Source organism: Billgrantia lactosivorans (assembly GCF_003254665.1).
Taxonomy (GTDB): Bacteria; Pseudomonadota; Gammaproteobacteria; order Pseudomonadales; family Halomonadaceae; genus Halomonas; species Halomonas lactosivorans.
Map to the genome: position 1 here is coordinate 539127 of NZ_QHGY01000001.1, position 20886 is coordinate 560012.

Genomic DNA, 20886 nt, shown 5'->3' on the forward strand with positions numbered 1-20886 from the left:
CCATCAAGTACGGGGCAAGGTGACCCCCCTCTGCCCCATGTACTTGCCGCCCCGATCCTTGTAGGAGGTGTCGCACACCTCGTCCGACTCCAGGAACAGCATCTGCGCCACGCCCTCGTTGGCGTAGATCTTGGCCGGCAGGTTGGTGGTGTTGGAGAACTCCAGGGTCACGTGTCCCTCCCACTCCGGCTCCAGCGGTGTGACATTGACGATGATGCCGCAGCGGGCGTAGGTCGACTTGCCCAGACAGATGGTTAGCACGCTGCGCGGAATGCGAAAGTACTCCACGGTCCGCGCCAGGGCAAAGGAGTTGGGCGGGATGATGCAGACGTCGCCCTTGATGTCGACGAAGCTCTTCTCGTCGAAGGCCTTGGGATCGACCACGGCCGAGTGGATGTTGGTGAACACCTTGAACTCGTCGGCACAGCGCACATCGTAGCCGTAGCTGGAAGTCCCGAACGAGATCACCCGCTGATCGTTCACGTAACGTACCTGGTCGGCTTCGAAGGGTTCGATCATGCCTTCCCGCTCGGCCATGCGGCGGATCCAACTGTCGGGCTTGATGCTCATGGGACGTCCTGATGTTGTGCCGGAACATGAAGTAGGGCCGCTATCATAGCGGCCCTGACAGCAGGCGTCACGACCCGGGGTCAACACCCCGGCGCAGCGCGACCTCAGTCGCTGAACGAAATGCTCGGCCCTTCGTCCGGCGCGTGCCCCTGGAGCGCCTCCGCGATGTCGCGCGCCATGGCGCGGAAGGTGGCGGTCACCTCCCCCTCCGGCTCGGCGACCACCGTCGGTCGCCCACCATCCACCTGCTCGCGGATCGACAGCGCCAGCGGCAGCCTGCCCAGCACGCGGGTCTGGTACTCAGTGGCGATACGCTCGCCGCCCCCCTCGCCGAAGATCGGTTCGGCATGGCCGCACCGGGAACACACGTGAAGGCTCATGTTCTCCACCACGCCGAGCACTGGCACGTTGACCTTGCGGAACATCTCGATCCCCTTGCGGGCGTCCAGCAGGGCGATGTCCTGGGGCGTGGTCACGATCACCGCGCCGTCCACCGGCACCTTCTGCGCCAGCGTCAACTGGATGTCGCCGGTACCCGGCGGCATGTCGATGAACAGCACGTCGAGGTCCTGCCAGGCGGTCTGGGTCAGCAGCTGCTGGAAGGCCCCGGCCACCATCGGCCCGCGCCACACCATGGGCTCCCGCGTATCCACCATGAAGGCCATCGACATGGCCTGCACGCCGTGCGTTTCCAACGGCCGGAACCTGTTTTCGCCGGCCTGCTGGGGCCTGACGCCTTCCGGCACGCCCAGCATCTGGGCCTGACTCGGGCCATGGATGTCGGCATCGAGGATGCCCACCCGATAGCCTTCGGCCACCATCGCCAGCGCCAGGTTGACGGTGACGGTGGACTTACCCACTCCGCCCTTGCCGGATGCCACGGCCACGATATGCTTGACCCCTTCGATCACGACTCACTCCTTGCTTGGTTGCACACGGCAGCACGTCTCAGTCTGTTCCGACAGTATACGCGCCGATCCCGCTGGCTGGCATGAGCGTGACGACACGCCGCGGAACGATTTGCGGCGAGCCGAGGCCCGCCGCATCGTCAGATGTCCAGGCGCTCAACCGCGCTCGGCATCGGCAGGCTTTTCCTGTTGGTCTTGCTGTTGGTCTTCCTGTTGCTCTTCCTGTTGCTCTTCCTGGTCCTGGCCCGTGTCCTGGTCCTGGCTCGGTTCACTATCGAGTTCGAAGCCGGCCAGGGTGTCGCGCCACTGCGCCAGCTCGGCTTCGAGCTGCTGCAGCTGCCGCTGCCGCCGCTCCAACTGGGCCTCGGTCTCGTCGAGGTCGCTGCGACCGGATTCGATCTCTTCGCTCAGCCGGTCACGCTCCTCACGCATCGACTCGAGCTCGGAACCGGCTTCGTCACGCTGCTCACGCATGTCGCCCACCTCGCTCTCGAGCTCGCCACGCCGTTCCTCTAGGGCCTCGATATCGCTCTCCAGCGTGTCGAGGCTCTGCTGGCGCTCCTCAATCGCCTCGTTGAGCTTGGCGAGTCGCTCTTCGGCGCTCTCGGCCTCTTCGCGCGACTGGCTGAGCTTGTCGGCAAGCTGCTCGAGCTCGGTTTCCGCCTCCTGGCGCGCCTCCTCCGCCTGCTGACGCTCATCCTCGGCGGCCTGGCGTGACTCTTCCGCCTCCTGGCGCGCGTTTTCGGCGTCCTGACGTGCCGCTTCGGCATCGGCGCGCGCCTGGTCCACACTCTCATAGTCCTCGCGCAATGCGGTGAGGCTCTCCTCCACCTCGGCCTGCTCGCCGCGGCGCGCCTCCAGCTCGCTCTCCTGCGCCGCCAGTTCCTCCTGCAGCGCTTCGAGGCGGGACCGGGCCTCAGCGGCCTGTTCCTCGATTCGCTCGATCTCGCCACGTGCGGCCTGCTGCTCCTCGCCCATGGCAGCCTCTACCGATTGGCGCTCCTCCTCGAGCTCGGCCAGCCGCTGCTGCTGCGTCTCGATATCTTCTCCGGCCTGATTGCGCTCGTTGAGCTCCGCAAGCAGCTCCTGATGCTCACCTTCGACGGTCTCCAGCTGCTCCTCCAGCGCTTGGCTGCGCTCTCGATGTCCGCTGGCACTGTTGTGAGCCATGATTGCCCAGATGATGGCGAGTACGGCCACGGCGACCAGGGCCATGACGCGCCTGTCCTTGTAGAGTGGGCTTTCGGGTGTCTCCGACATTGGCTAGACCCTCCAGATGGTCCGTATTTGCCGCCGCCGGCCGGCGACAGCTGTGTCTCGGGAATGCTGACAACCGCTCCTTCCTCAGCATACATAGCCATGGCCACCGGCGAAAGGAAGCCATCCGCCACTACCGCTCGCGACTCCGGCGATGTCACGCGAAGCCGGCCCATGCTCAAGGCGAAGCCACGCGCCAACGGGAAAGCCAGGGTGTCCCTCGGACTTCGACGTCGAGGGCACGCAGCCAACGTGCCACGACCAGGTTCGACTGGTGGACAGCGGAATATTTCCGCGGATAAGGGACGAAGGCCAGCCCGAACTCTTCACTCGCCACCGGCTCGACCGCGGCGTCCTCGAAGTGCGCGTCGAGACGTCGCCGCAGGGCCTGGACGCGCCACGCGTCGACGCGAAGCCGATAGGCCTTGACGAGGCCCTCCGGGGCCAGCCGATGGAACTGTTGCGGTGACGTAATCCCGGGATGCTCGGCGCGCCCCAACCCGGACGCCGTCGGCCACAGCATGGCGGCAGCGCCGGCCGCCAGATGGCGTCGACCTTCGACGTACCAGCGCCATTCGCCATAGCTGTAGCGAGTGACGCCCCCCTCCTCGCGCGGCAGCACAAGGCTCGAGTGACGACCATGATCGAGCAGGTAGACATCGACGGGGCGGGCGATCGAATCGGCTTCTGGCGGCAGCACACGACCGACGCAGCCGGTCAGCGTCAGCGCGCACAGGAGGGTAACCAACCAGCACCGCAGATAGCCAGGATGCCGCATGTCCGCCTCGTTCGGGTTGACTGAGGCAGCCGTCGAAGGTCCGGTGGAGTGGCCGTTCCGAGGCCCCGACAGGAGTGCGCCGCCATTCGACGACCACGTCCCTGCCAGGGTGCGCCCATGCACGCCAGGCGATACGGATTGCCGGCGTGTGCGGCCGGGCTAGCGCAACCCGAGCAGCGACAGGATAAACAGCACCACCACGATCAGGCCGATGATATAGATGATATTGCGCATACAGCTCTCCTTGCTGTTCGATTCGGAGGAACGGCACGCCAGCCACCGGGCACCGTCAGCCCCAGTGTAGCGGACCTGAGCCAGGCATCCAGTGGAGCGGCATGCTTGTCGCCAGCGACCGGCGCGAATACCTTAACGGGCAGGACCCCGATAACGGCACAAGGAGCGACCTTGCCATGTCTCGAGATCACAGGTCGCAGTGGGCCATGGTCGTGCTGATCCCTCGCAGCGGTGCTTTTCTATGGCGAGTGCTGGCCGCCTTCCTGCGCAACCGAGGCATTCTGCTGGCGGGCGGTGTGGGCTACAACATCCTGCTCTCCATCGTGCCCCTCTTCGCCCTGCTTGCGGTACTGTTGACCCAGGTCGTCGATGAAGTCGTGTTGCTAGACGTGCTCAGCGTCCAGGCCGCCCATCTCGCGCCCGCCCATGCCGAGGTGCTGATGGAAGCCGTGCGCACCCTGCTCGCCTCCCGCGACGTGATCGGGCTGTTCGGCATTCTCGTGCTGCTGGTATTCAGTTCCTTCGCCTTTCGCATGCTGGAAGATGCGCTGGCCATCATCTTCCATACGCCGGAGGTCCACCCCAAGCGCAGCGTCTGGGTCTCGGTGCTTTTGCCCTACCTGTTCATGCTGGTACTGGGCGCCGGGCTCCTGGCGCTGACGCTGATGGTGGCGCTGGCCGAGGCGATCGGCAGCCTGTGGCAGGCGATAGCCGGGCGCGACATGCCGTTGGCCGGGCTCTCCGACCCCCTGCTCAACCTGTTCAGCTTCCTCGGCGTCTTCCTGCTCTTCAGCGCCATCTACAAGGTCCTGCCGGTGGTGCGAATCGCGCTGAAGAGAGCATTGGTGGGCGGTTTCGTCGCGGCGCTGCTATGGGAAGGGGTGCGTTCCCTGCTGATGTTCTATTTCCTCAACGTCTCGCTGGTGAACGTCGTCTACGGCTCGTTCGCCACGCTGATCGTGGTCCTGCTCACCCTCGAGGTCGGCGCCATGATCGTGCTGCTCGGCGCCCAGGTGATCGCCGAGCTGGAGTACAACGCCCGCCGTGGCCTGCCGTGGTATGTCGACCCTCGGCGTGAAGCGGTGACTCATGTTGATTGAGGCGGCGCTCAGCGACGGGAACCTCGGCCGCGCAATCGACTCAGCAAATGCAACAACGCCTTGCCGCTGACCATGCCCAGCACGTAGATCACCAGCAGCAGCAGCGCCAGCGGCAACTGCATGCTCCAGGTGAGGAAGCGCACCTCCACCAACGCGATATTCTGCACGAAGAGAATCGCGACCAGCAGCGTGACCAGGATCTTGACGGCCAGCAGTAACGTATCCATGCACCCCTCCCAAAACCGTATGCCTTCAAGCTGGGTGGCGGGGCTGGCCTTGTCAACTTTTGCTAATACGCCACGCCCGACCGAAACCGGGCGCAGGGTCAGCTAGAGGGGAAATCAGCCCATGGCGAACAACGCACCGGCGGCGGCGATCATCAGGCCGAGCGCCCGCACGAGGCGCTTCTCGCGCACGAGGAGGTAATGGCCCGCCTGCCGGCCCGCATAGCCGATCGCCAGCGTGGCCAGGGTGAAGCCGGCCAGGTAGGCGAACATCGACGCCCCGGGGGGCATTTCGCTGCCGTGGGCCTGGCCGTGGAGGAGCATGAACAGCACCAGCACGCCTGCCCCGATGCCGGCCGGGACCCTGACCAGTGCGGCGACCAGCACTCCCGCCAGCAGCACCGACAGGGCGATGCCGAGTTCCACGCCCGGCAGTGCCACGCCGGCCCAGGCCAGGCCCGCCCCCAGCAGCATGCCGACCGCGGCCAGTATCGGCGCAACGCGGCCGAAGGCGTGTCCCTGGCGCAACCCCCACAGCCCGACGGCCAGCATCGCCAGCAGGTGGTCGAGTCCCAGCAGCGGGTGGGACAGGCCGGCAACAAGACCGGCGCCATGGTCAGGCGCATGCCCCGGGTGGGCCACGGCGAGTCCGGAAAGCAGCAGCATCACCGGCACCGTCAGAAGGGCCAGTCGCGAGGATGTCGGTACGGTCGTTGTCATGTTGGCGATCTCCTTGCCGATGAGGGAAACGGGGTTGGGGTTGGGCTCAGGCGCTGGCCGGCTGGGCCTGGGGCCGGCGCTCCGGTAGCATGCCGCGGTCGAGAATGAAGCGGATGATCGCCTCGAGGCCGACGCCGTCGTAGAGATTGGTGAAGACAAACGGACGCTCGCCGCGCATCTTCTTCGAGTCGCGCTCCATCACCTCGAGCGAGGCATGCACCTGCTCGGCGATGTCGATCTTGTTGATGATCAGCAGGTCCGACTTGGTGATGCCGGGCCCGCCCTTGCGCGGGATCTTGTCGCCGGCGGAAACGTCGATCACGTAGAGGGTGAGATCGGAGAGCTCGGGGCTGAAGGTGGCCGAGAGGTTGTCGCCGCCCGACTCCACCAGCACCAGCTCGAGGCCCGGGTGGCGCCCCTGCAGCTCGTCGATGGCGGCCAGGTTCATCGAGGCGTCCTCGCGGATCGCCGTGTGCGGGCAGCCGCCGGTTTCCACGCCGAGGATGCGGTCGGCCGGCAGCGCCTCGTGGCGCAGCAGGAAGTCGGCATCCTCGCGGGTATAGATATCGTTGGTGACCACGGCGATGTCGTAATGGTCGCGCAGCGCCAGGCAGAGCTGCTTGAGCAGGGCCGTCTTGCCGGAACCCACCGGGCCGCCGACGCCGACGCGTAGGCAATCTGTCATGTCGTTCTCCTAACTCCTGAAAAGCCGTGAATACTGGGTCTCGTGCAGCGCGCTGGCCAGGGCCAGGCCAGGCAGCGCCGGGCCGAGTTCGTCGTCTTCCAGCGCGAGCGCTTCATCCACCGCGGCCACCAGCGCCGGGCGCAGCCGTTCGACCAGGCGCTGGGCGGCGGTATGCCCCAGCGGCAGGGCCTTGCAGGCCACAGCCAGCTGGTTCTCGAGCCACGCCCAGGCGAAGCCGAGCATGGCCTGGCGCGGGGCGACGCCGCGCACTCGGGCGGCCCAGGCGAAGACGGTCACGTAGCCCGCCCCCATCGGCAGCGCGGACTCGCCGGCGGGAAGCAGGTCGAGGCTACCCAGCAACCGGGCCAGCGATGCGCCCAGGCGAGTATCCTCGGCGGCCAGCTCGGCGGTCTCGCGGTTGGCGGCGAGCCAACGGTCCCACTGAGCCACCGCCGCACCATCGCCGGCGGTCCAGGCCTGCTGCAGGCGCGCCAGCGCCGGCAGCTCGCAGCGCGTCGGGCCGTCCTCGAGCACGCCGGCAAGCCAGTCGCCGAGGCTCGTCTCGTCTTTTACCCAGCCCAGCTCGAAGGCGCTCTCGAGCCCCTGGGAGAAGGCGAAGGCCCCGATCGGCAGCGCCGGGCTGACCAGCTGCAGCAAGCCCAGCAGCGCCAGGTCGTCGCCCTGCGCCATCCCCTGGGTCGCCTCAATGGGCATGGTGATGGCCTTGGCCGTGGTGACTGTGATCGTGGCCGTGCGCACGGTCATGCTCGTGGTCATGCGCAGGCGAATGGCCGAGCTGGTGGTAGGCGCCCGGCTCGGGGTCGAAGGGCGCCTCGTGCCGCTCCAGGCTCGCCCCCAGCAGCTCGGCCAGCTCTTCCAGAACGTGGTCCGGCGGGAAGCGCACGTAGCCGCCCTTGGCGTCCTCGCCCAGCGCCAGCTGTACATGACGGTTTCCCAGGTGATAGGCGAGCCGCGCCAGCGGCAGACCGGTAGCCACACGGGCCGTGACGACGGGTTCGATGGCCGCCCTGACCCGCACGATCTCGCCACCCTCGGCGCGCAGGCCCTCGCCGTCGCGCAGCACCGGGCCGCGGTCGAGGAACAGGCCCAGCTCGCGACCGGCGTCGCTCACCGCCTTGAGCCGACCGCGAATGCGCAGCTCATAGGCCAGGGTCAGGGTATCGCCGGCCTGGCGCCCCTCGATGGGGCCCAGGCGTTCGATCAGTTTCAGCATCGCTATTGCCTCGTTGAATTCAGGTCCTGGGCCAGGCCAGCGCCAGGCCGCACCCCGCCGAACCACCTCGCGCGACCGCAGGAGTCCGACCGGAATGCCAGGGTTTCGGGCGCGTGGCGTGGTGAGCGCGGGGTTGCGAGCATGGCGCCATCCTCGAAGGCTTCAGAACAGGTGGTAGCGCTGCGCCAATGGCAGCTCGGTGGCCGGCTCACAGCTCAGCAGCTCCCCGTCGCAGTGCACCTCATAGGTCTGCGGGTCGACGCTGAGCTCGGGGCAGGCATCGTTGAGCTTCATGTCGCTCTTGCGCACCTCGCGCACGTTCCTGCATGCCGCCAGCCCGCTCTGCAGGCCCAGCCGCTCCCTGATGCCGGCGTCCAGCGCCGCCTGGCTGACGAAGGTCAGCCGCGTGGCGCTCGCCGCGCGGCCGAAGGCGCCGAACATGGGGCGGTAGTGCACCGGCTGCGGCGTGGGGATCGAGGCGTTGGGGTCGCCCATGGGCGCCGCCGCGATCATCCCCGCCTTGAGGATCAGCGCCGGCTTCACGCCGAAGAAGGCCGGACTCCACAGCACCAGGTCGGCCAACTTGCCCACCTCGATGGAACCCACCTCATGACCGATGCCGTGGGTGATCGCCGGGTTGATGGTGTACTTGGCGATGTAGCGCCGGGCGCGGAAGTTGTCGGCGCCGAGCGCCTCGTCCTGCGGCAGCAGGCCGCGCTGGACCTTCATCTTGTGGGCGGTCTGCCAGGTGCGGCACACCACCTCGCCGACCCGGCCCATGGCCTGGGAGTCCGAGGCGATCATCGAGATCACCCCCAGGTCCTGCAGGATGTCCTCGGCGGCAATGGTCTCGCGGCGAATGCGCGAATCGGCGAAGGCCACGTCCTCGGCAATATTGGGGTCGAGGTGGTGGCACACCATCAGCATGTCGAGGTGCTCGTCGATGGTGTTGACCGTGTAGGGGCGCGTCGGGTTGGTCGAGGACGGCAGCACGTAGGGCTTCGAGCAGGCGGTGAGGATATCCGGCGCGTGGCCGCCCCCGGCGCCCTCGGTGTGGTAGGTGTGGATGCCGCGCTCCTTGAAGGCGGCCAGGGTGTCCTCGACGAAGCCCGATTCGTTGAGCGTGTCGGTGTGGATGGCGATCTGCACGTCGTAGCGCTCGGCCACGCTCAGGCAGGTGTCGATCGACGCCGGCGTGGTGCCCCAGTCCTCGTGCAGCTTGAGCCCCATGGCCCCCGCCTCGAGCTGGGCTTCCAACGCCTCGGGCAGGCTGGCGTTGCCCTTGCCGAGCAGGCCGATATTCATCGGCAGCGCGTCCACCGCCTGCAGCATCCTGCCGATGTGCCAGGCGCCCGGCGTGCAGGTGGTGGCGTTGCTGCCGGTGGCAGGTCCCGTGCCGCCGCCGAGCATGGTGGTGATGCCGCTCATCAGCGCCTCCTCCACCTGCTGGGGGCAGATGAAGTGGATGTGGGCATCGATGCCGCCGGCGGTGAGAATCTTGCCCTCGCCGGCGATCACCTCGGTGCCCGGGCCGATGACGATCTCGACGTCGGGCTGTGTATCGGGGTTACCCGCCTTGCCGATGGCCGCGATGCGTCCCGCCTGGATGCCCACGTCGGCCTTGACGATGCCCCACCAGTCGAGGATCAGGGCATTGGTGATCACGGTATCCATCACCGTGCTGTCGGCGCGCTGACTCTGGCCCATGCCGTCGCGGATCACCTTGCCGCCGCCGAATTTAACCTCCTCGCCGTAGTGGGTGGCGTCGCGCTCCACCTCGATCCACAGTTCGGTGTCGCCCAGGCGCACCCGGTCGCCCACGGTGGGGCCGAACATGTCGGCATAGGTCTGCCGGCCGATCTTGTTGGGAGAGGTATTGGGAGAGCTGTTATGAGAGCGGGTGCTCATGCGCTACCTCCTTCCAGCTTTCCCATCACGTCGCCGCGGAAACCGTAGATGTGTCGGCTGCCGGCATAGGCGATCAGCGTGACTTCACGGGTCTGGCCCGGCTCGAAGCGAATCGCCGTGCCCGCCGCCACATCGAGGCGAAAGCCACGCGCCCTGGCGCGGTCGAAGACCAGCGCCGGATTGGTTTCGGCGAAGTGATAGTGAGAGCCGACCTGGATCGGCCGGTCGCCGGTATTGGCCACCTCGATCGTGATCCGCTCACGTCCGGCGCAGAGCTCGATCTCGCCGTCCTGCAATTGGTACTCACCAGGAATCATGACGCCTCCTTAACAACGTTGCGGAAATGAGCGAGCGACGGCCAGACAAGGCGAACAGAGGCGAGCCAGCGGAGTTGACTGGGTGCTCAATGAGCACGGCGAGCCGATGTTCAACGCGGTATGGCCGAGCGCAGCCATTTCGACCTCCGCTAGACGATGGGCGTGTGGACCGTGACCAGCTTGGTGCCATCGGGAAAGGTGGCCTCCACCTGCACCTCGTGCACCATTTCGGCCACTCCCTCCATGACCTCGTCGCGACCGAGAATCGCGCGCCCGTAGCTCATCAGCTCGGCCACGCTGCGACCGTCTCTCGCCCCTTCCATGATCTCGAAGCTGATCAGCGCCACGGCCTCGGGATAGTTGAGCTTGAGGCCGCGTGCCCGGCGTCGCTCGGCCAGCTGCGCGGCGGAGAACAACAGCAGCTTGTCCTTGTCTCGCGGGGTCAGTTCCATGCGTGTCTCCTGGCAAGTCAGGTGAACCAGATTCGGGGAGGATGGGCCGGCACACCGGCAAGCCGGGGCCTCAGGCAAGCCCAGGCCTGACGGCAGATCTCCCAGGCTTCGTTACGCTCATGCCCCAGGTAGCGCAGCAGCAGCACGCCATGACGAACGGTCACCGCCCAGCGCGGGCTCGGCGGGATCGCCCCACGCAGCGCCTCGATAGCGGCGATTTCCTCGCCAAGCCCCACGGCCCACAGGGTGGCCTGAACGCTGGCGCCGCCCTGCCCCCAGCGACCGGTGAAGCGCGGGTGCGCCGGGTCCAGCGGCTGGCGCTCCAGCCACAGCGGCTGGCCGTCGCGCAGCAGCCGAAAGCGCTGCTCGATGCGGCCCGACACGTAGGGCAGCCTGCTCGCCGGGCGGCCCAGCGCCAGCACTTCCCAGCCCAGGCAGCGAGCGTCGCCGGCCAGGCTGATCTCGGTGCCCTGCTCGCCACGGGAGCCATCGAAGGCGAGGGTCTCCTGGGGCAACCATTCGAGCAGCCCCCCCGGAGCCACCGACAGTCTGGTCCGCTGCGACCAGGCCACGCCGTGGCTGTCGGCGCGGTAGAGCTTGTTGGCCGCCGGAGTCGTGAGCAGTACCCGCGCGCCCGCTTCGGCCCGTGCCGAGATGCTCAGCGCATCGCCACTGACCAGACCACCCGGGGGATGCAGCAGGTAGACGTGGCAGGCGCCTTGACGGCCCTCCGGATAGAAGGGCCGCTGTACCCGCAGCGGGCCGCGGTGGCGAGCCTGCTGCATGCGCGTGGCACCGTCACGCACGCCGAAGCCGAGTTCGAGCGACGCCGCCCAGCGGCGCTCAACGTCGAAGCGATGGCCGGAATCCGGCGACGGCTCGGCGAAGGCGGCCGTATCGAGGGTGGCTGTCGCGAAAGAAGCTGACTCGAAATAGGTCATGGGCGGCTCGTGGAAGCATGTCTGAACAATCCTTGAGCAAGAGCCGTACCAGCTTGGTGAATCGCCCACACAGGCATTGGCAAACAGTGCCTTATCAAAAAATCGGCGAGTCGGTGATCACGGCCCGCCGACTCATTCTGGTGCCTCCGACCAGGGAGTACGCACCTGTCCTGTGCACCTCGGGTCCTGTCGGCACCCTTCCGGTGCGGCGCCTGCGCGCCCTACACCGTCAGGTGCTCCTTGATCAGCCCATCGGACAGTTCGCCGATCGCCCCCCTGGCCACCGATCGGCCACGATCCATGATCGCGAAGCGGTCGGCAAAGCGTCGTGCGAAGGGCAGTTTCTGCTCCACCAGCAGTACCGTCAGGCCATCCTCGGCGATCAGCTTGCGAATCACCTCGCCGATCAGGGTGACGATATTGGGCTGGATCCCCTCCCCCGGCTCGTCGAGGATCAGCAGGCGTGGCTCGATCACCAGCGCCCGACCGATGGCCAGCTGCTGCTGCTGGCCGCCCGAGAGATCGCCACCCCGGCGCTGCTTCATCTCATCGAGCACCGGGAAGAGTTCAAAGATGCGCTCCGGAATGGTGCGCCGACCGTCGCCGCGAGCCGCCAGGCCGGTACGCAGGTTCTCCTCCACGGTGAGCAGCGGAAAGATCTGCCGCCCCTGGGGCACGTAGCCGATCCCCAGCCGCGAACGATCCTCCACCCGCCGCCGGGTCAACTCGACATCGTCGGCATAGCGAATGCTGCCGGAGGCCACCGCCACCTCACCCATGATCGCTTTCATCAGGGTGGTCTTGCCCACCCCGTTTCGTCCCATCACGCAGGTGCACTGGCCCGACGGCACGCTCAGGTCGAGGTCCCACAGGGTGTGGCTCTCGCCATAGAACTGATTGAGTTTGTCGATTTCGAGCATCAAACCGCCTCCTCCTCGGCTTCGGCGCCCAGGTAGACCTCGACCACCCGCGGGTCGCACGACACCTGGTCCATGCTGCCCTCCGCCAGCACACTACCCTGATGCAGCACCGTCACCTTGCGCGCGATGGAACGCACGAAGCCCATGTCGTGCTCCACCACCACGACCGACTGCTTGCCGGCAAGGCCGGTGAGCAATTCGGCGGTGCGCTCCATCTCCTGCTCGGTCATGCCGGCCACCGGCTCGTCCACCAGCAGAAGCCGCGGCCGCTGCATCAGCAGCATGCCGATCTCCAGCCACTGCTTCTGGCCGTGGGAGAGGATGCCCGCCGGGCGCTCACGCAGCTCGGCCAGGCCGATGGTCAGCAGCACCTCGTCGATGCGGTCGCGAATCTCGCCGTTCATGCGTGCCGTCAGCGTGGGCAGGATGCGCTTGTCGGCGGCCATCGCCAGCTCCAGGTTCTCGAATACCGTGAGCGCCTCGAACACCGTGGGCTTCTGGAACTTGCGGCCGATGCCGAGGCTGGCGATCTGCGGCTCGTTCATGGTCAGCAGGTCGTGGCGACTGCCGAACCATACCTTGCCGCTGTCGGGTCGGGTCTTGCCGGTGATGATATCCATCATGGTGGTCTTGCCGGCGCCGTTGGGTCCGATGATGCAGCGCAGCTCGCCGTCGTCGATGGTCAGGTTCAGGTCGTTGATCGCCTTGAAGCCGTCGAAGCTGACCGTGACATCTTCGAGGTAGAGAATCGGCCCGTGGCGCACGTCGACCGGCGACTCGGCCGGCACCAGGAAATCGAAGACCCGGTCACGATTGGCCAATGAACTCAAAATGCTCATGCCGATGCCTCCTTGCCGGAGAATGCACCCGAGCCCACGGCACGACGCCGGTATCTCAGTGCCAACAGGCCGGCGACCCCCTTGGGCAGGAAGACCGTGACCAGCACGAAGAGCCCGCCCAGGGCGAACAGCCAGGCGTCGGGCATGACACCGGTGAACACCGTCTTGGCGTAATTGACCAGTATCGCCCCGATCACCGCTCCATAGAGCGTCGCGCGGCCGCCCAGCGCCACCCACAGCACGATCTCGATGGAGAACAGCGGCGAGAATTCGCTGGGGTTGATGATGCCGACCTGGGGCACGTAGAGTGCGCCCGCGAGCCCCGCCAGCATGGCCGAGACCGTGAACACGAACAGTTGGAAGCGCTCGACCCGATAGCCGAGGAAGCGCGTGCGCGCCTCGGCGTCGCGGGTGGCCACGCACACCCGGCCCAGCTTGCTGGTAACGATGGCCCGGCACAGCACGTAACCCAGCGCCAGGGCCACGCCGGTGGCCAGGAAGAGGCCCAGCCGGGTCTCGCTGCTGCGCAGGTTGAAGCCGAGGATCTCGCGGAAATCGGTCAGCCCGTTGTTGCCGCCGAAGCCCATCTCGTTGCGGAAGAAGGCCAGCATCAGGGCGAAGGTGAGCGCCTGGGTGATGATCGACAGATACACCCCGGTGACCCGCGAGCGGAACGCCAGGAAGCCGAACACCAGCGCCAGTGCCCCTGGTGCCAGCAGCACCATCAGGAAGGCGAACCCGGCCATGTCGAAGCCATGCCAGTACCACGGCAGGCTGTCCCAGTTGAGGAACACCATGAAGTCGGGCAGCACCGGGTGGCCATAAACGCCACGGTCACCGATCTGGCGCATCAGGTACATGCCCATGGCATAGCCGCCCAGGGCGAAGAAGGCGCCATGGCCCAAGCTGAGGATACCGAGATAGCCCCATACCAGATCCACCGCCACCGCCAGCAGCGCATAGCTCAGGTACTTGCCGAACAAGTTAACGGTATAAGCACTGACGTAGAGCGGGTGACCAGGCGGTACCGCCACGTGCAGCAGCGTTACCAACGCCATGGCGGCAAGCAACACGCCGAGAAAGATCAGCGTCGAGCGCTCACCGAACGGCCGCAGCAGCCAGAGTCGAGATGAATCCATGGATCAGCCCTCCGCCGCCCGGCCCTTCTGCGGGAAGAGTCCGCGGGGGCGCTTTTGAATGAACAGGATGATGAACACCAGCACGATGATCTTGGCCATCACGGCACCGGCCCAGGGCTCCAGCACCTGATTGATCACACCCAGCGAGAGGCCCGCCACCAAGGTGCCCCACAGGTTGCCCACACCGCCGAACACCACCACCATGAAGGAGTCGATGATGTAGTTCTGGCCCAGGTTGGGGCCGACGTTGGTGAGCTGGCTGAGGGCCACGCCGGCCAGCCCCGCCACCCCGGAGCCCAGGGCAAAGGTCATGATGTCGACTCGGGTGGCGCGAATGCCCATGGAGCGCGCCATGGCACGGTTCTGGGTCACCGCCCGCACCTCGAGCCCTAGCCGGGTGCGGCGCATGATCAGCATCAGTACGGCGAACACCACCAGGGCGAAGCCGAGTACGTACATCCGATTAAGGGTGAGAGAGAGCGCATCGTTGATGGCAATGGAGCCGCTCATCCACTCCGGCGTGACCACAGTACGGTTGAGCGGCGAGATCACGGTACGCACCAGTTGCTGGAGAATCAGGCTGATGCCGAAGGTAGCCAGCAGCGTCTCCAGCGGGCGCCCCTTGAGGAACTGGATCACGCCGCGCTCGATGGCAACCCCTACCAGTGCCGCCACCAGGAAGCCAGCGGGAATCGCCAGCATCAGCGCCAGGCCCGGCTGGCCGGGCAGTAGCTGCTGCATGGCCCAGGCAGTGTAGGCACCGAGCATGATCAGCTCGCCATGGGCCATGTTGATCACGCCCATCACACCAAAGGTGATGGCCAGGCCGATGGCGGCCAGCACCAGCACCGACCCCAGCGACAGGCCAAAGTAGAGCGTCTCCACGGCGCGGTTGACCTTGAGCATCTGCTCGATACTGTTCAACGCCTCGCGGGCGGCATCGGCCACCAACGGATCATCGCCGCTCATGGCGCGGTTGAGAGCGACCCGCACGCGGGGATGCAGGCTGCCGCGCAGGTCGGCTATCGCCTCGATCTCGCCCTGTTCGAGCCGATGAATGGCCAGCGCCTGGACCAGGCGTTGGCGGACCCGGGCATCCTGTTCCGCTTCGATCACCTCGACCAGCGGTTCGGCCAGCTCGCCGTCGACCTCGCCCAGCAGACGCTCGGCCGAGGCGCGCCTCAGGTCGACGTCGGCGGCATAGAGATCGACAACGGCAATCGCACTGCGCAGCTGGCTGCGCAGTGCGTTGTTGATGCCGATACGGTCCAGGTCGCGGCGCGACATCTCGCCCAGCGCCTCGCCGTTCAGGGCGTCCTCGACCGGCCACTCCCGGCCGGCATTGTCGAGCACCACCACGAAGCGGCCCTCGTCGGTACGCTGCAGGCGGCCGTCGAGCAGCGCCTGCAGCCAGTCGCGGGCGCGCGGATCGTCGCTGCGCACGATCGCCTCGATGGCCTCGCCCTTGGCGGGAAAGGAGGACACATCGAGCGCCTCGAGCAGCGCCGTTGCCGCCGCCTCGCCGCCGGGGTCGCCATCCTGCGCGGCGCCGGGGGTCGCCACGGAGAGGCCGAGTGCCAGCGCGAGGGCCAGTACGAGAAGCCGCAGCCAGGCGCCTCGGGTGGTGGAGGCACGATCGCCCCCGGCGGCAGCTCCGGCCCTCGCTCGGGCCGACGTCGGCCCGCGCATGGGGGGATATCTCATGGCGAATGTCCTTGCTGACGGTGGAGAAGGCGTGCTTCCCCGCTGCACCGCAGCGGGGCGGGTGTGGGACTTACTCGGCCAGTGCCGCTTCGGCCTCTTCCGCGGCGGTGCTGCCGCCACAGCGACCGTTGGCCACGTTGAAGTTGCCGCAGCGCATCGGCGCCTGCCAGTCGGCGATCAGATCGCGCGAACCCGAGAGATAGTCGGACCAGGCATCGCCGGCCACGGTCGAGGGAGTCTGCCAGACGATGTCGAACTGGCCGTTGTCCTGAACCTCGCCGATCAGCACCGGCTTGGTGATGTGGTGATTGGGCATCATCGCTGCATAGCCGCCGGAGAGATTGGGCACGGTCACCCCGATGATCGCGTCCTTGACCGCGTCCACCTCGGTGGTGCCCGCCTTGCGCACGGCTTCCGCCCACATGTTGAAGCCGATGTAGTGCGCTTCCATGGGATCGTTGGTGACGGCCTCCTCGTCGCCGTTATAGTCGATCCAGGCGTCGATGAAGTCGTAGTTGGCGTCGGTATCGACGCTCATGAAGTAGTTCCACGCCGCCAGGTGGCCGACCAGCGGCCCGGTGTCGATGCCGGAGAGTTCCTGTTCGCCCACCGAGAAGGCGATGACCGGGATGTCGGCGGCATCGATGCCCTGGTTGGCCAGCTCGCGGTAGAACGGAACGTTGGCGTCGCCATTGATGGTCGAGACCACCGCCGTCTTCTTGCCCTCGCTGCCGAAGCGGCGCACCTCGGCAACGATGTTCTGCCAGTCGGCGTGACCGAAGGGGGTGTAGTCGATCAATATGTCCTCGTCGGCGACGCCGTGCTCCTCCTTGAGGAAGGCCTCGAGGATGCGGTTGGTGGTACGCGGATAGACATAGTCGGTGCCGAGCAGGGCGAAGCGCTCCACGCCCACTTCGTTGATCAGGTACTCCACCGCCGGGATCGCCTGCTGATTGGGCGCCGCCCCGGTGTAGAAGACGTTCTCCGAGGACTCCTCGCCCTCGTACTGCACCGGATAGAAGAGCAGGCCGTTGAGCTCCTCGAATACCGGCAGCACCGCCTTGCGCGAGACCGAGGTCCAGTTGCCGAAGACCACGTCGACCTCTTCCTGCTCGAGCAGTTCGCGGGCGCGCTCGGCGAACAGCGGCCAGTTGGACGCCGGGTCGACCACCACCGCCTCGAGCTGTCGCCCCAGCAGGCCGCCCTGCTCGTTCTGCTGCTCGATCAGCATCTCGACGGTGTCCTTGAGGGTCGATTCGCTGATCGCCATGGTGCCGGACAGCGAGTGCAGGATGCCCACCTTGATGGGCTCTTCCTGGGCCAGCGCGGGTGTGACGACGGCCAGGCCAAGCAGGGAGGCAGCCAGCCAGTGGGAGGTTCGGGACGAGCGGAACGGGGACATGGGATCTCCTTGCGGTGTGCGTTGTTATGTCGTCAGCCGGCGGTAGCGTCGTCACCGGACCGAGCACAAAGCCTGAGCAAGGGATGTACCAGTACCTGTTCAATCGAAACTTTTCATTGCAATTCAGAAGCGTGCAGAGGCTCGTACGAGGCGATTCACGCCCCGATGCCTCGATCTGGTTCATCGCCACGGGCCTGTTGCACCATGGCAAGGCAACCCGGCGCGTGCTTGCACCAGCGCCAGGCACCCGCATAAGGCACGCGACCCTCGACGCACGGGGGGAGCCGATTGGCTCCCCCCGTGGGTATGGCGCCGGTTAGGCTCACGCGTGCCTGAGGCGCAGCCCCTTGATGGCTTTCTTGATCAGCGGCAGGAATACCGAGAGCGCCGCGATCACCAGCAGCCAGAGGGAGATCGGCTTGTCGACGAACACCGACCAGTCGCCGCCGGCAATCTGCAAGGCGCGGCGCATCGACTCCTCCATCACCCCGCCAAGGATCATGCCCAGGATCATTGGCGCCGCCGGGAAGCCGAACAGCCGCATCGCCAGCCCCAACAGGCCAAACGCCAGCAGCAGGTAGAGGTCGATGACGCTGAAGTTGAGCCCGTAGACGCCGATCATGCAGAAGATCAGGATCATCGACAGCAACAGCGCGCGCGGCATGTCGAGGATCTTGGCGATCAGCGGAATCAGCGGCAGGTTCAGTACCAGCAGGAAGATGTTGCCGATGTACATGCTGGCGATCACGCCCCAGAACACGTCCGGGCGATCCTGGAGCATCGCCGGCCCGGGGGTCACCCCCATCACCAGCAGGGCACCGAGCAGCACCGCAGTGGTGCCGGAGCCGGGCACGCCGAGGGTCAGCAGCGGCACGAAGGAGCCGGTACAGGCGGCATTGTTGGCCGACTCCGGCGCGGCAACGCCCTTGATGTTGCCCTGGCCGAAGGTATCGCCGTCCTTGGCCAGGCGCTTCTCCATGCTGTAGCCGAGAAACGAGCCGATGGTCGCACCGGCCCCGGGCAGTACCCCGGTGAAGAATCCGAGGATCGAGCCCCGGGTCATCGGCCCGGCGATCTCCTTGACCTCGCCGCGGGTGAGCTTCAGCGAGCCGATGGCGTTGCGCGGCTGCTCCTTGCCGCCGCCGCCGCGCAGCAGCATGTAGAAGACCTCGGCCAGGGCGAAGATGCCCAGCGCCATGACCAGGAAGTCGACCCCGTCGAGCAGGTGGGCCGAGCCGAAGGTGAAGCGCTCGGTGCCGGTCTGGCGGTCGATGCCGATGATCGACACCATGATGCCCACCACCGCGGCGATCAGCCCCTTGATCAGCGACTTGTCGGAGAGGCTGACCACGGCGGTCAGGCCCAGCACCATCAGCGAGAAGTACTCGGCGGGGCCGAAGCTCACCGCGACCTTGGACAACAGCGGCGCCACCAGCATGAGACCGACCACCGACAGGGTGCCACCGACGAACGAGGAATAGGCGGCGATGGCCAGGGCCTTGCCGGCCTGGCCCTTCTTGGCCATCGGATAGCCGTCGAATGAGGTCGCCACGGTGCCGGCAACCCCGGGGGCGTTGAGCAGGATCGAGGAGGTCGAGCCGCCGAAGATGGCGCCGTAATAGACACCCGCCATCAGGATCAGGCCCGAAGAAGGATCCATGGCGAAGGTGATGGGGATCATCAGCGCCAGGGCGCTGATCGGCCCCAGGCCCGGCAGCATGCCAATGATGGTACCGGCGAACACGCCGGTGAAGACGTAGAGGATGTTCATCGGGCTCAGCGCGATGCCGAAGCCGTAGATCAGGTTGTTGAGGGATTCCATGGCAGCCTCGCTGGGGAACGGAGATGACGTGGCCGCCTCACAGCGGCAGCAGCCCGGTGGGCAGATAGACGTCCATCACTCGAGTCATGATCAGGTAGAGCCCCAGCACCACCCCCAGGGTGGCAATCAGGGTGATACCGTGACGCCGGTAGCCGTAGTAGACGGTCAGCCCCACGGCCAACAGCATGGAGGCGAGCACGAAGCCCAGCGGTACCAGCAGCGCGGCATAGGCGGCGATGGCCAGGAAGGTGATGATCACGCGCGCCCAGGGCCGCTGCCAGGCGGGCAGTGCGGCCTCCTCCCTGGATTGGACCGGGTCGGGAATGTCGCGCGCCTGGGGCTTCTCCAAGAACAGCATCAGCGACAGCACCAGCAGCGAGGTGCCCAGCACCTTGGGGAAGTGGTCGGAGTCGATCGGCCGCGGCAAGGCGAACTGGGGAATCTGGAAGGCCAGTACCAGGTACAGGACCGCAAAGGTCGCCAGCACCAGGCCCAGCACTTGATTGACGTTGAGTCGGGTCATGGGAATCAATCCTGAGCGCATTTCGCTCAAGTCGTGAGGATGAAGGAAGCGGCGGACGTCAGGGTCGAGCGTGGCAGCCCCACGCCGCCATCCGGCGGCGCGGGGCCGGGGTTTCACTCGACCATGCCGAGTTCGCGCAGGATGTCGCTGAACTCATCGGCCTGGGCATCGAGGAATTCGCCGAACTCCTCGCTGCCCTGATAGGCGTCGATCCAGCCGAGGCGGTCGCGGGCATCGGCCCAGCCGTCGGTCTCGAGCATCTCCTCGAACAGCGACTCGTAGTAGGCCACGGCCTCGTCGGACATCCCCGGGGGGCCCATCACGCCGCGCCAGATATCGAAGGTATAGTCCAGCCCCTGTTCCTCGAAGGTGGGCACATTGGCAAGCTCGCCGCCGAGGCGCTCGGTTGAGGAGACGCCCAGGGCACGCAGTTCCCCCTCCTCCTCCTGGATCAGGCCCACGGCCTCGCTCGCGCCGCTGACCACGGCCTCGATATGACCACCCATCAGGTTCGTCATGGCCTCGCCGCCACCGGAGAAGGCCACGTAGTTGATGCTGCCCGGCTCGATGCCGGCCTCGCCCGCCAGGCCGGCCACGGCGATATGGTCCATGGAACCCGGGGCGCTGCCACCGCCGATGCTGAGCCCGGGATTTTCGCGAATCGCCTCCATCAGGTCGTCGATGTCTTCATAGTCGGAGTCGGCGTCGACCAGCAGGGTGATGTAGTCGGTGCTCAGCCGGGCCACCGGGGTGAAGTCGCTGTGGTCATAGCGCGACGAGCCGGTCAGCGGGACCAGGATGATGGGCGGACTGGTGGCGAAGAGCATGTGATCGTTACCCTCGTCCTTGGCGACCTCCGCCCACGCCACGGCACCGCCGCCGCCCGGGGTGTTGATGGGCGCGAAGTTCTGCTCGGCCAGCTCTTCCTCCTGAAGCACGCGGGACACGGTGCGCACGAGCGTATCCCAGCCACCGCCGGGGTTGGCCGGAGCGATAAACTCGACGGACTTGGACGGCTCGAAGGCCATGGCGCTGCCGGCGCTCAAGGTAACAGCGGCGACGGCGATAAGTTTGAGCGGCGTCTTGGTGGACATTGTTGTTGTCCCTCCGATATTGGCGAATGGCGCAAAAGCGGGTTGCGGTGTGTCGTTGGCTACCTTACAATTCTGTAAGGTAGAACAACGTTCTTCAGAATAGAAACTAGGCGCG

22 protein-coding genes are annotated in these 20886 nt (G+C 66.5%); 1 reads left to right on the top strand and 21 read right to left on the bottom strand.

Features of this window, described 5'->3' with window-relative positions:
• Window positions 1–3: 3 nt before the first annotated feature.
• The 4 genes from dcd to DIS04_RS02380 all read right to left on the bottom strand — a co-directional run bounded on the left by dcd (window position 4) and on the right by DIS04_RS02380 (window position 3513).
• Window positions 4–570 (bottom strand): dCTP deaminase, encoded by a 567-nt coding sequence (gene dcd / locus DIS04_RS02365; RefSeq protein ID WP_111412111.1) that lies wholly within the window; start codon window positions 568–570, stop codon window positions 4–6.
• Between the two features lie 104 nt (window positions 571–674).
• Window positions 675–1478: an iron-sulfur cluster carrier protein ApbC gene (gene apbC, locus DIS04_RS02370; RefSeq protein WP_179951224.1), complete on the bottom strand. Its 804-nt coding sequence runs from the start codon at window positions 1476–1478 to the stop codon at window positions 675–677.
• A gap of 156 nt (window positions 1479–1634) precedes the next feature.
• Window positions 1635–2738: a coiled-coil domain-containing protein gene (locus tag DIS04_RS02375; RefSeq protein ID WP_111412113.1), complete on the bottom strand. Its 1104-nt coding sequence runs from the start codon at window positions 2736–2738 to the stop codon at window positions 1635–1637.
• 175 nt (window positions 2739–2913) lie between these two features.
• Window positions 2914–3513, bottom strand: a complete 600-nt coding sequence (locus DIS04_RS02380) for a hypothetical protein (protein ID WP_111412114.1) — start codon at window positions 3511–3513, stop codon at window positions 2914–2916.
• 410 nt (window positions 3514–3923) lie between these two features.
• Here DIS04_RS02380 and DIS04_RS02385 point away from each other — a divergent pair, with 410 nt between their 5' ends.
• Entirely contained in the window at window positions 3924–4847 is a 924-nt protein-coding gene (locus tag DIS04_RS02385) for a YihY/virulence factor BrkB family protein (protein WP_111412115.1), read from the top strand.
• Between the two features lie 8 nt (window positions 4848–4855).
• Here DIS04_RS02385 and DIS04_RS02390 read toward each other — a convergent pair whose 3' ends face one another.
• The 17 genes from DIS04_RS02390 to DIS04_RS02470 form a co-directional block, all read right to left on the bottom strand.
• Entirely contained in the window at window positions 4856–5074 is a 219-nt protein-coding gene (locus DIS04_RS02390) for a lipopolysaccharide assembly protein LapA domain-containing protein (RefSeq protein ID WP_111412116.1), read from the bottom strand.
• 114 nt (window positions 5075–5188) lie between these two features.
• Window positions 5189–5791 (bottom strand): HupE/UreJ family protein, encoded by a 603-nt coding sequence (locus DIS04_RS02395; RefSeq protein WP_111412117.1) that lies wholly within the window; start codon window positions 5789–5791, stop codon window positions 5189–5191.
• 46 nt (window positions 5792–5837) lie between these two features.
• A complete protein-coding gene (ureG, locus tag DIS04_RS02400; RefSeq protein ID WP_111412118.1) occupies window positions 5838–6476 on the bottom strand; it encodes an urease accessory protein UreG in 639 nt (212 codons plus the stop codon).
• Between the two features lie 9 nt (window positions 6477–6485).
• A complete protein-coding gene (locus tag DIS04_RS02405; RefSeq protein ID WP_111412745.1) occupies window positions 6486–7190 on the bottom strand; it encodes an urease accessory protein UreF in 705 nt (234 codons plus the stop codon).
• Window positions 7180–7710, bottom strand: a complete 531-nt coding sequence (ureE, locus tag DIS04_RS02410) for an urease accessory protein UreE (RefSeq protein WP_111412119.1) — start codon at window positions 7708–7710, stop codon at window positions 7180–7182. The genes DIS04_RS02405 and ureE overlap by 11 nt, the downstream gene beginning before the upstream one ends.
• 162 nt (window positions 7711–7872) lie before the next feature.
• Window positions 7873–9618 carry an urease subunit alpha gene (gene ureC, locus DIS04_RS02415; protein ID WP_111412120.1) on the bottom strand — a complete coding sequence of 582 codons (1746 nt, stop codon included), beginning with the start codon at window positions 9616–9618 and terminating at the stop codon, window positions 7873–7875.
• Window positions 9615–9935 (bottom strand): urease subunit beta, encoded by a 321-nt coding sequence (locus DIS04_RS02420; protein WP_111412121.1) that lies wholly within the window; start codon window positions 9933–9935, stop codon window positions 9615–9617. Before DIS04_RS02420 ends, ureC begins: the two co-directional genes overlap by 4 nt.
• 149 nt (window positions 9936–10084) lie before the next feature.
• Window positions 10085–10387: an urease subunit gamma gene (gene ureA, locus DIS04_RS02425; RefSeq protein WP_111412122.1), complete on the bottom strand. Its 303-nt coding sequence runs from the start codon at window positions 10385–10387 to the stop codon at window positions 10085–10087.
• A gap of 17 nt (window positions 10388–10404) precedes the next feature.
• On the bottom strand, window positions 10405–11328 hold the full coding sequence (locus tag DIS04_RS02430) for an urease accessory protein UreD (RefSeq protein ID WP_111412123.1): 924 nt from the start codon (window positions 11326–11328) through the stop codon (window positions 10405–10407).
• A gap of 221 nt (window positions 11329–11549) precedes the next feature.
• The gene (gene urtE / locus DIS04_RS02435; RefSeq protein WP_111412124.1) at window positions 11550–12248 is read right to left on the bottom strand and encodes an urea ABC transporter ATP-binding subunit UrtE; all 699 of its coding nucleotides are present in this window, start codon (window positions 12246–12248) and stop codon (window positions 11550–11552) included.
• Window positions 12248–13087, bottom strand: coding sequence for an urea ABC transporter ATP-binding protein UrtD (gene urtD / locus DIS04_RS02440; protein ID WP_111412125.1), 840 nt, complete (start codon window positions 13085–13087; stop codon window positions 12248–12250). Before urtD ends, urtE begins: the two co-directional genes overlap by 1 nt.
• Complete coding sequence (urtC, locus tag DIS04_RS02445; RefSeq protein ID WP_111412126.1) at window positions 13084–14226, bottom strand: urea ABC transporter permease subunit UrtC; 1143 nt, start codon at window positions 14224–14226, stop codon at window positions 13084–13086. The genes urtD and urtC overlap by 4 nt, the downstream gene beginning before the upstream one ends.
• A 3-nt stretch (window positions 14227–14229) precedes the next feature.
• Complete coding sequence (urtB, locus tag DIS04_RS02450) at window positions 14230–15930, bottom strand: urea ABC transporter permease subunit UrtB (protein WP_245904458.1); 1701 nt, start codon at window positions 15928–15930, stop codon at window positions 14230–14232.
• Between the two features lie 70 nt (window positions 15931–16000).
• Window positions 16001–17332 carry an urea ABC transporter substrate-binding protein gene (urtA, locus tag DIS04_RS02455; protein ID WP_111412127.1) on the bottom strand — a complete coding sequence of 444 codons (1332 nt, stop codon included), beginning with the start codon at window positions 17330–17332 and terminating at the stop codon, window positions 16001–16003.
• 322 nt (window positions 17333–17654) lie between these two features.
• The gene (locus tag DIS04_RS02460) at window positions 17655–19154 is read right to left on the bottom strand and encodes a tripartite tricarboxylate transporter permease (RefSeq protein WP_111412128.1); all 1500 of its coding nucleotides are present in this window, start codon (window positions 19152–19154) and stop codon (window positions 17655–17657) included.
• Between the two features lie 37 nt (window positions 19155–19191).
• On the bottom strand, window positions 19192–19677 hold the full coding sequence (locus DIS04_RS02465; RefSeq protein ID WP_111412129.1) for a tripartite tricarboxylate transporter TctB family protein: 486 nt from the start codon (window positions 19675–19677) through the stop codon (window positions 19192–19194).
• Between the two features lie 113 nt (window positions 19678–19790).
• On the bottom strand, window positions 19791–20771 hold the full coding sequence (locus tag DIS04_RS02470; RefSeq protein WP_111412130.1) for a Bug family tripartite tricarboxylate transporter substrate binding protein: 981 nt from the start codon (window positions 20769–20771) through the stop codon (window positions 19791–19793).
• Window positions 20772–20886 lie beyond the last annotated feature (115 nt).

Excerpts from the sequence above, each read along its gene's own strand:
- dcd (WP_111412111.1), bottom strand. The coding sequence starts at position 570 with ATGAGCATCAAGCCCGACAGTTGGATCCGCCGCATGGCCGAGCGGGAA.
- DIS04_RS02375 (WP_111412113.1), bottom strand. The coding sequence starts at position 2,738 with ATGTCGGAGACACCCGAAAGCCCACTCTACAAGGACAGGCGCGTCATG.
- DIS04_RS02380 (WP_111412114.1), bottom strand. The coding sequence starts at position 3,513 with ATGCGGCATCCTGGCTATCTGCGGTGCTGGTTGGTTACCCTCCTGTGC.
- DIS04_RS02385 (WP_111412115.1), top strand. The coding sequence starts at position 3,924 with ATGTCTCGAGATCACAGGTCGCAGTGGGCCATGGTCGTGCTGATCCCT.
- DIS04_RS02390 (WP_111412116.1), bottom strand. The coding sequence starts at position 5,074 with ATGGATACGTTACTGCTGGCCGTCAAGATCCTGGTCACGCTGCTGGTC.
- DIS04_RS02395 (WP_111412117.1), bottom strand. The coding sequence starts at position 5,791 with ATGACAACGACCGTACCGACATCCTCGCGACTGGCCCTTCTGACGGTG.
- ureG (WP_111412118.1), bottom strand. The coding sequence starts at position 6,476 with ATGACAGATTGCCTACGCGTCGGCGTCGGCGGCCCGGTGGGTTCCGGC.
- DIS04_RS02405 (WP_111412745.1), bottom strand. The coding sequence starts at position 7,190 with ATGCCCATTGAGGCGACCCAGGGGATGGCGCAGGGCGACGACCTGGCG.
- ureE (WP_111412119.1), bottom strand. The coding sequence starts at position 7,710 with ATGCTGAAACTGATCGAACGCCTGGGCCCCATCGAGGGGCGCCAGGCC.
- ureC (WP_111412120.1), bottom strand. The coding sequence starts at position 9,618 with ATGAGCACCCGCTCTCATAACAGCTCTCCCAATACCTCTCCCAACAAG.
- DIS04_RS02420 (WP_111412121.1), bottom strand. The coding sequence starts at position 9,935 with ATGATTCCTGGTGAGTACCAATTGCAGGACGGCGAGATCGAGCTCTGC.
- ureA (WP_111412122.1), bottom strand. The coding sequence starts at position 10,387 with ATGGAACTGACCCCGCGAGACAAGGACAAGCTGCTGTTGTTCTCCGCC.
- DIS04_RS02430 (WP_111412123.1), bottom strand. The coding sequence starts at position 11,328 with ATGACCTATTTCGAGTCAGCTTCTTTCGCGACAGCCACCCTCGATACG.
- urtE (WP_111412124.1), bottom strand. The coding sequence starts at position 12,248 with ATGCTCGAAATCGACAAACTCAATCAGTTCTATGGCGAGAGCCACACC.
- urtD (WP_111412125.1), bottom strand. The coding sequence starts at position 13,087 with ATGAGCATTTTGAGTTCATTGGCCAATCGTGACCGGGTCTTCGATTTC.
- urtC (WP_111412126.1), bottom strand. The coding sequence starts at position 14,226 with ATGGATTCATCTCGACTCTGGCTGCTGCGGCCGTTCGGTGAGCGCTCG.
- urtB (WP_245904458.1), bottom strand. The coding sequence starts at position 15,930 with ATGAGATATCCCCCCATGCGCGGGCCGACGTCGGCCCGAGCGAGGGCC.
- urtA (WP_111412127.1), bottom strand. The coding sequence starts at position 17,332 with ATGTCCCCGTTCCGCTCGTCCCGAACCTCCCACTGGCTGGCTGCCTCC.
- DIS04_RS02460 (WP_111412128.1), bottom strand. The coding sequence starts at position 19,154 with ATGGAATCCCTCAACAACCTGATCTACGGCTTCGGCATCGCGCTGAGC.
- DIS04_RS02465 (WP_111412129.1), bottom strand. The coding sequence starts at position 19,677 with ATGACCCGACTCAACGTCAATCAAGTGCTGGGCCTGGTGCTGGCGACC.
- DIS04_RS02470 (WP_111412130.1), bottom strand. The coding sequence starts at position 20,771 with ATGTCCACCAAGACGCCGCTCAAACTTATCGCCGTCGCCGCTGTTACC.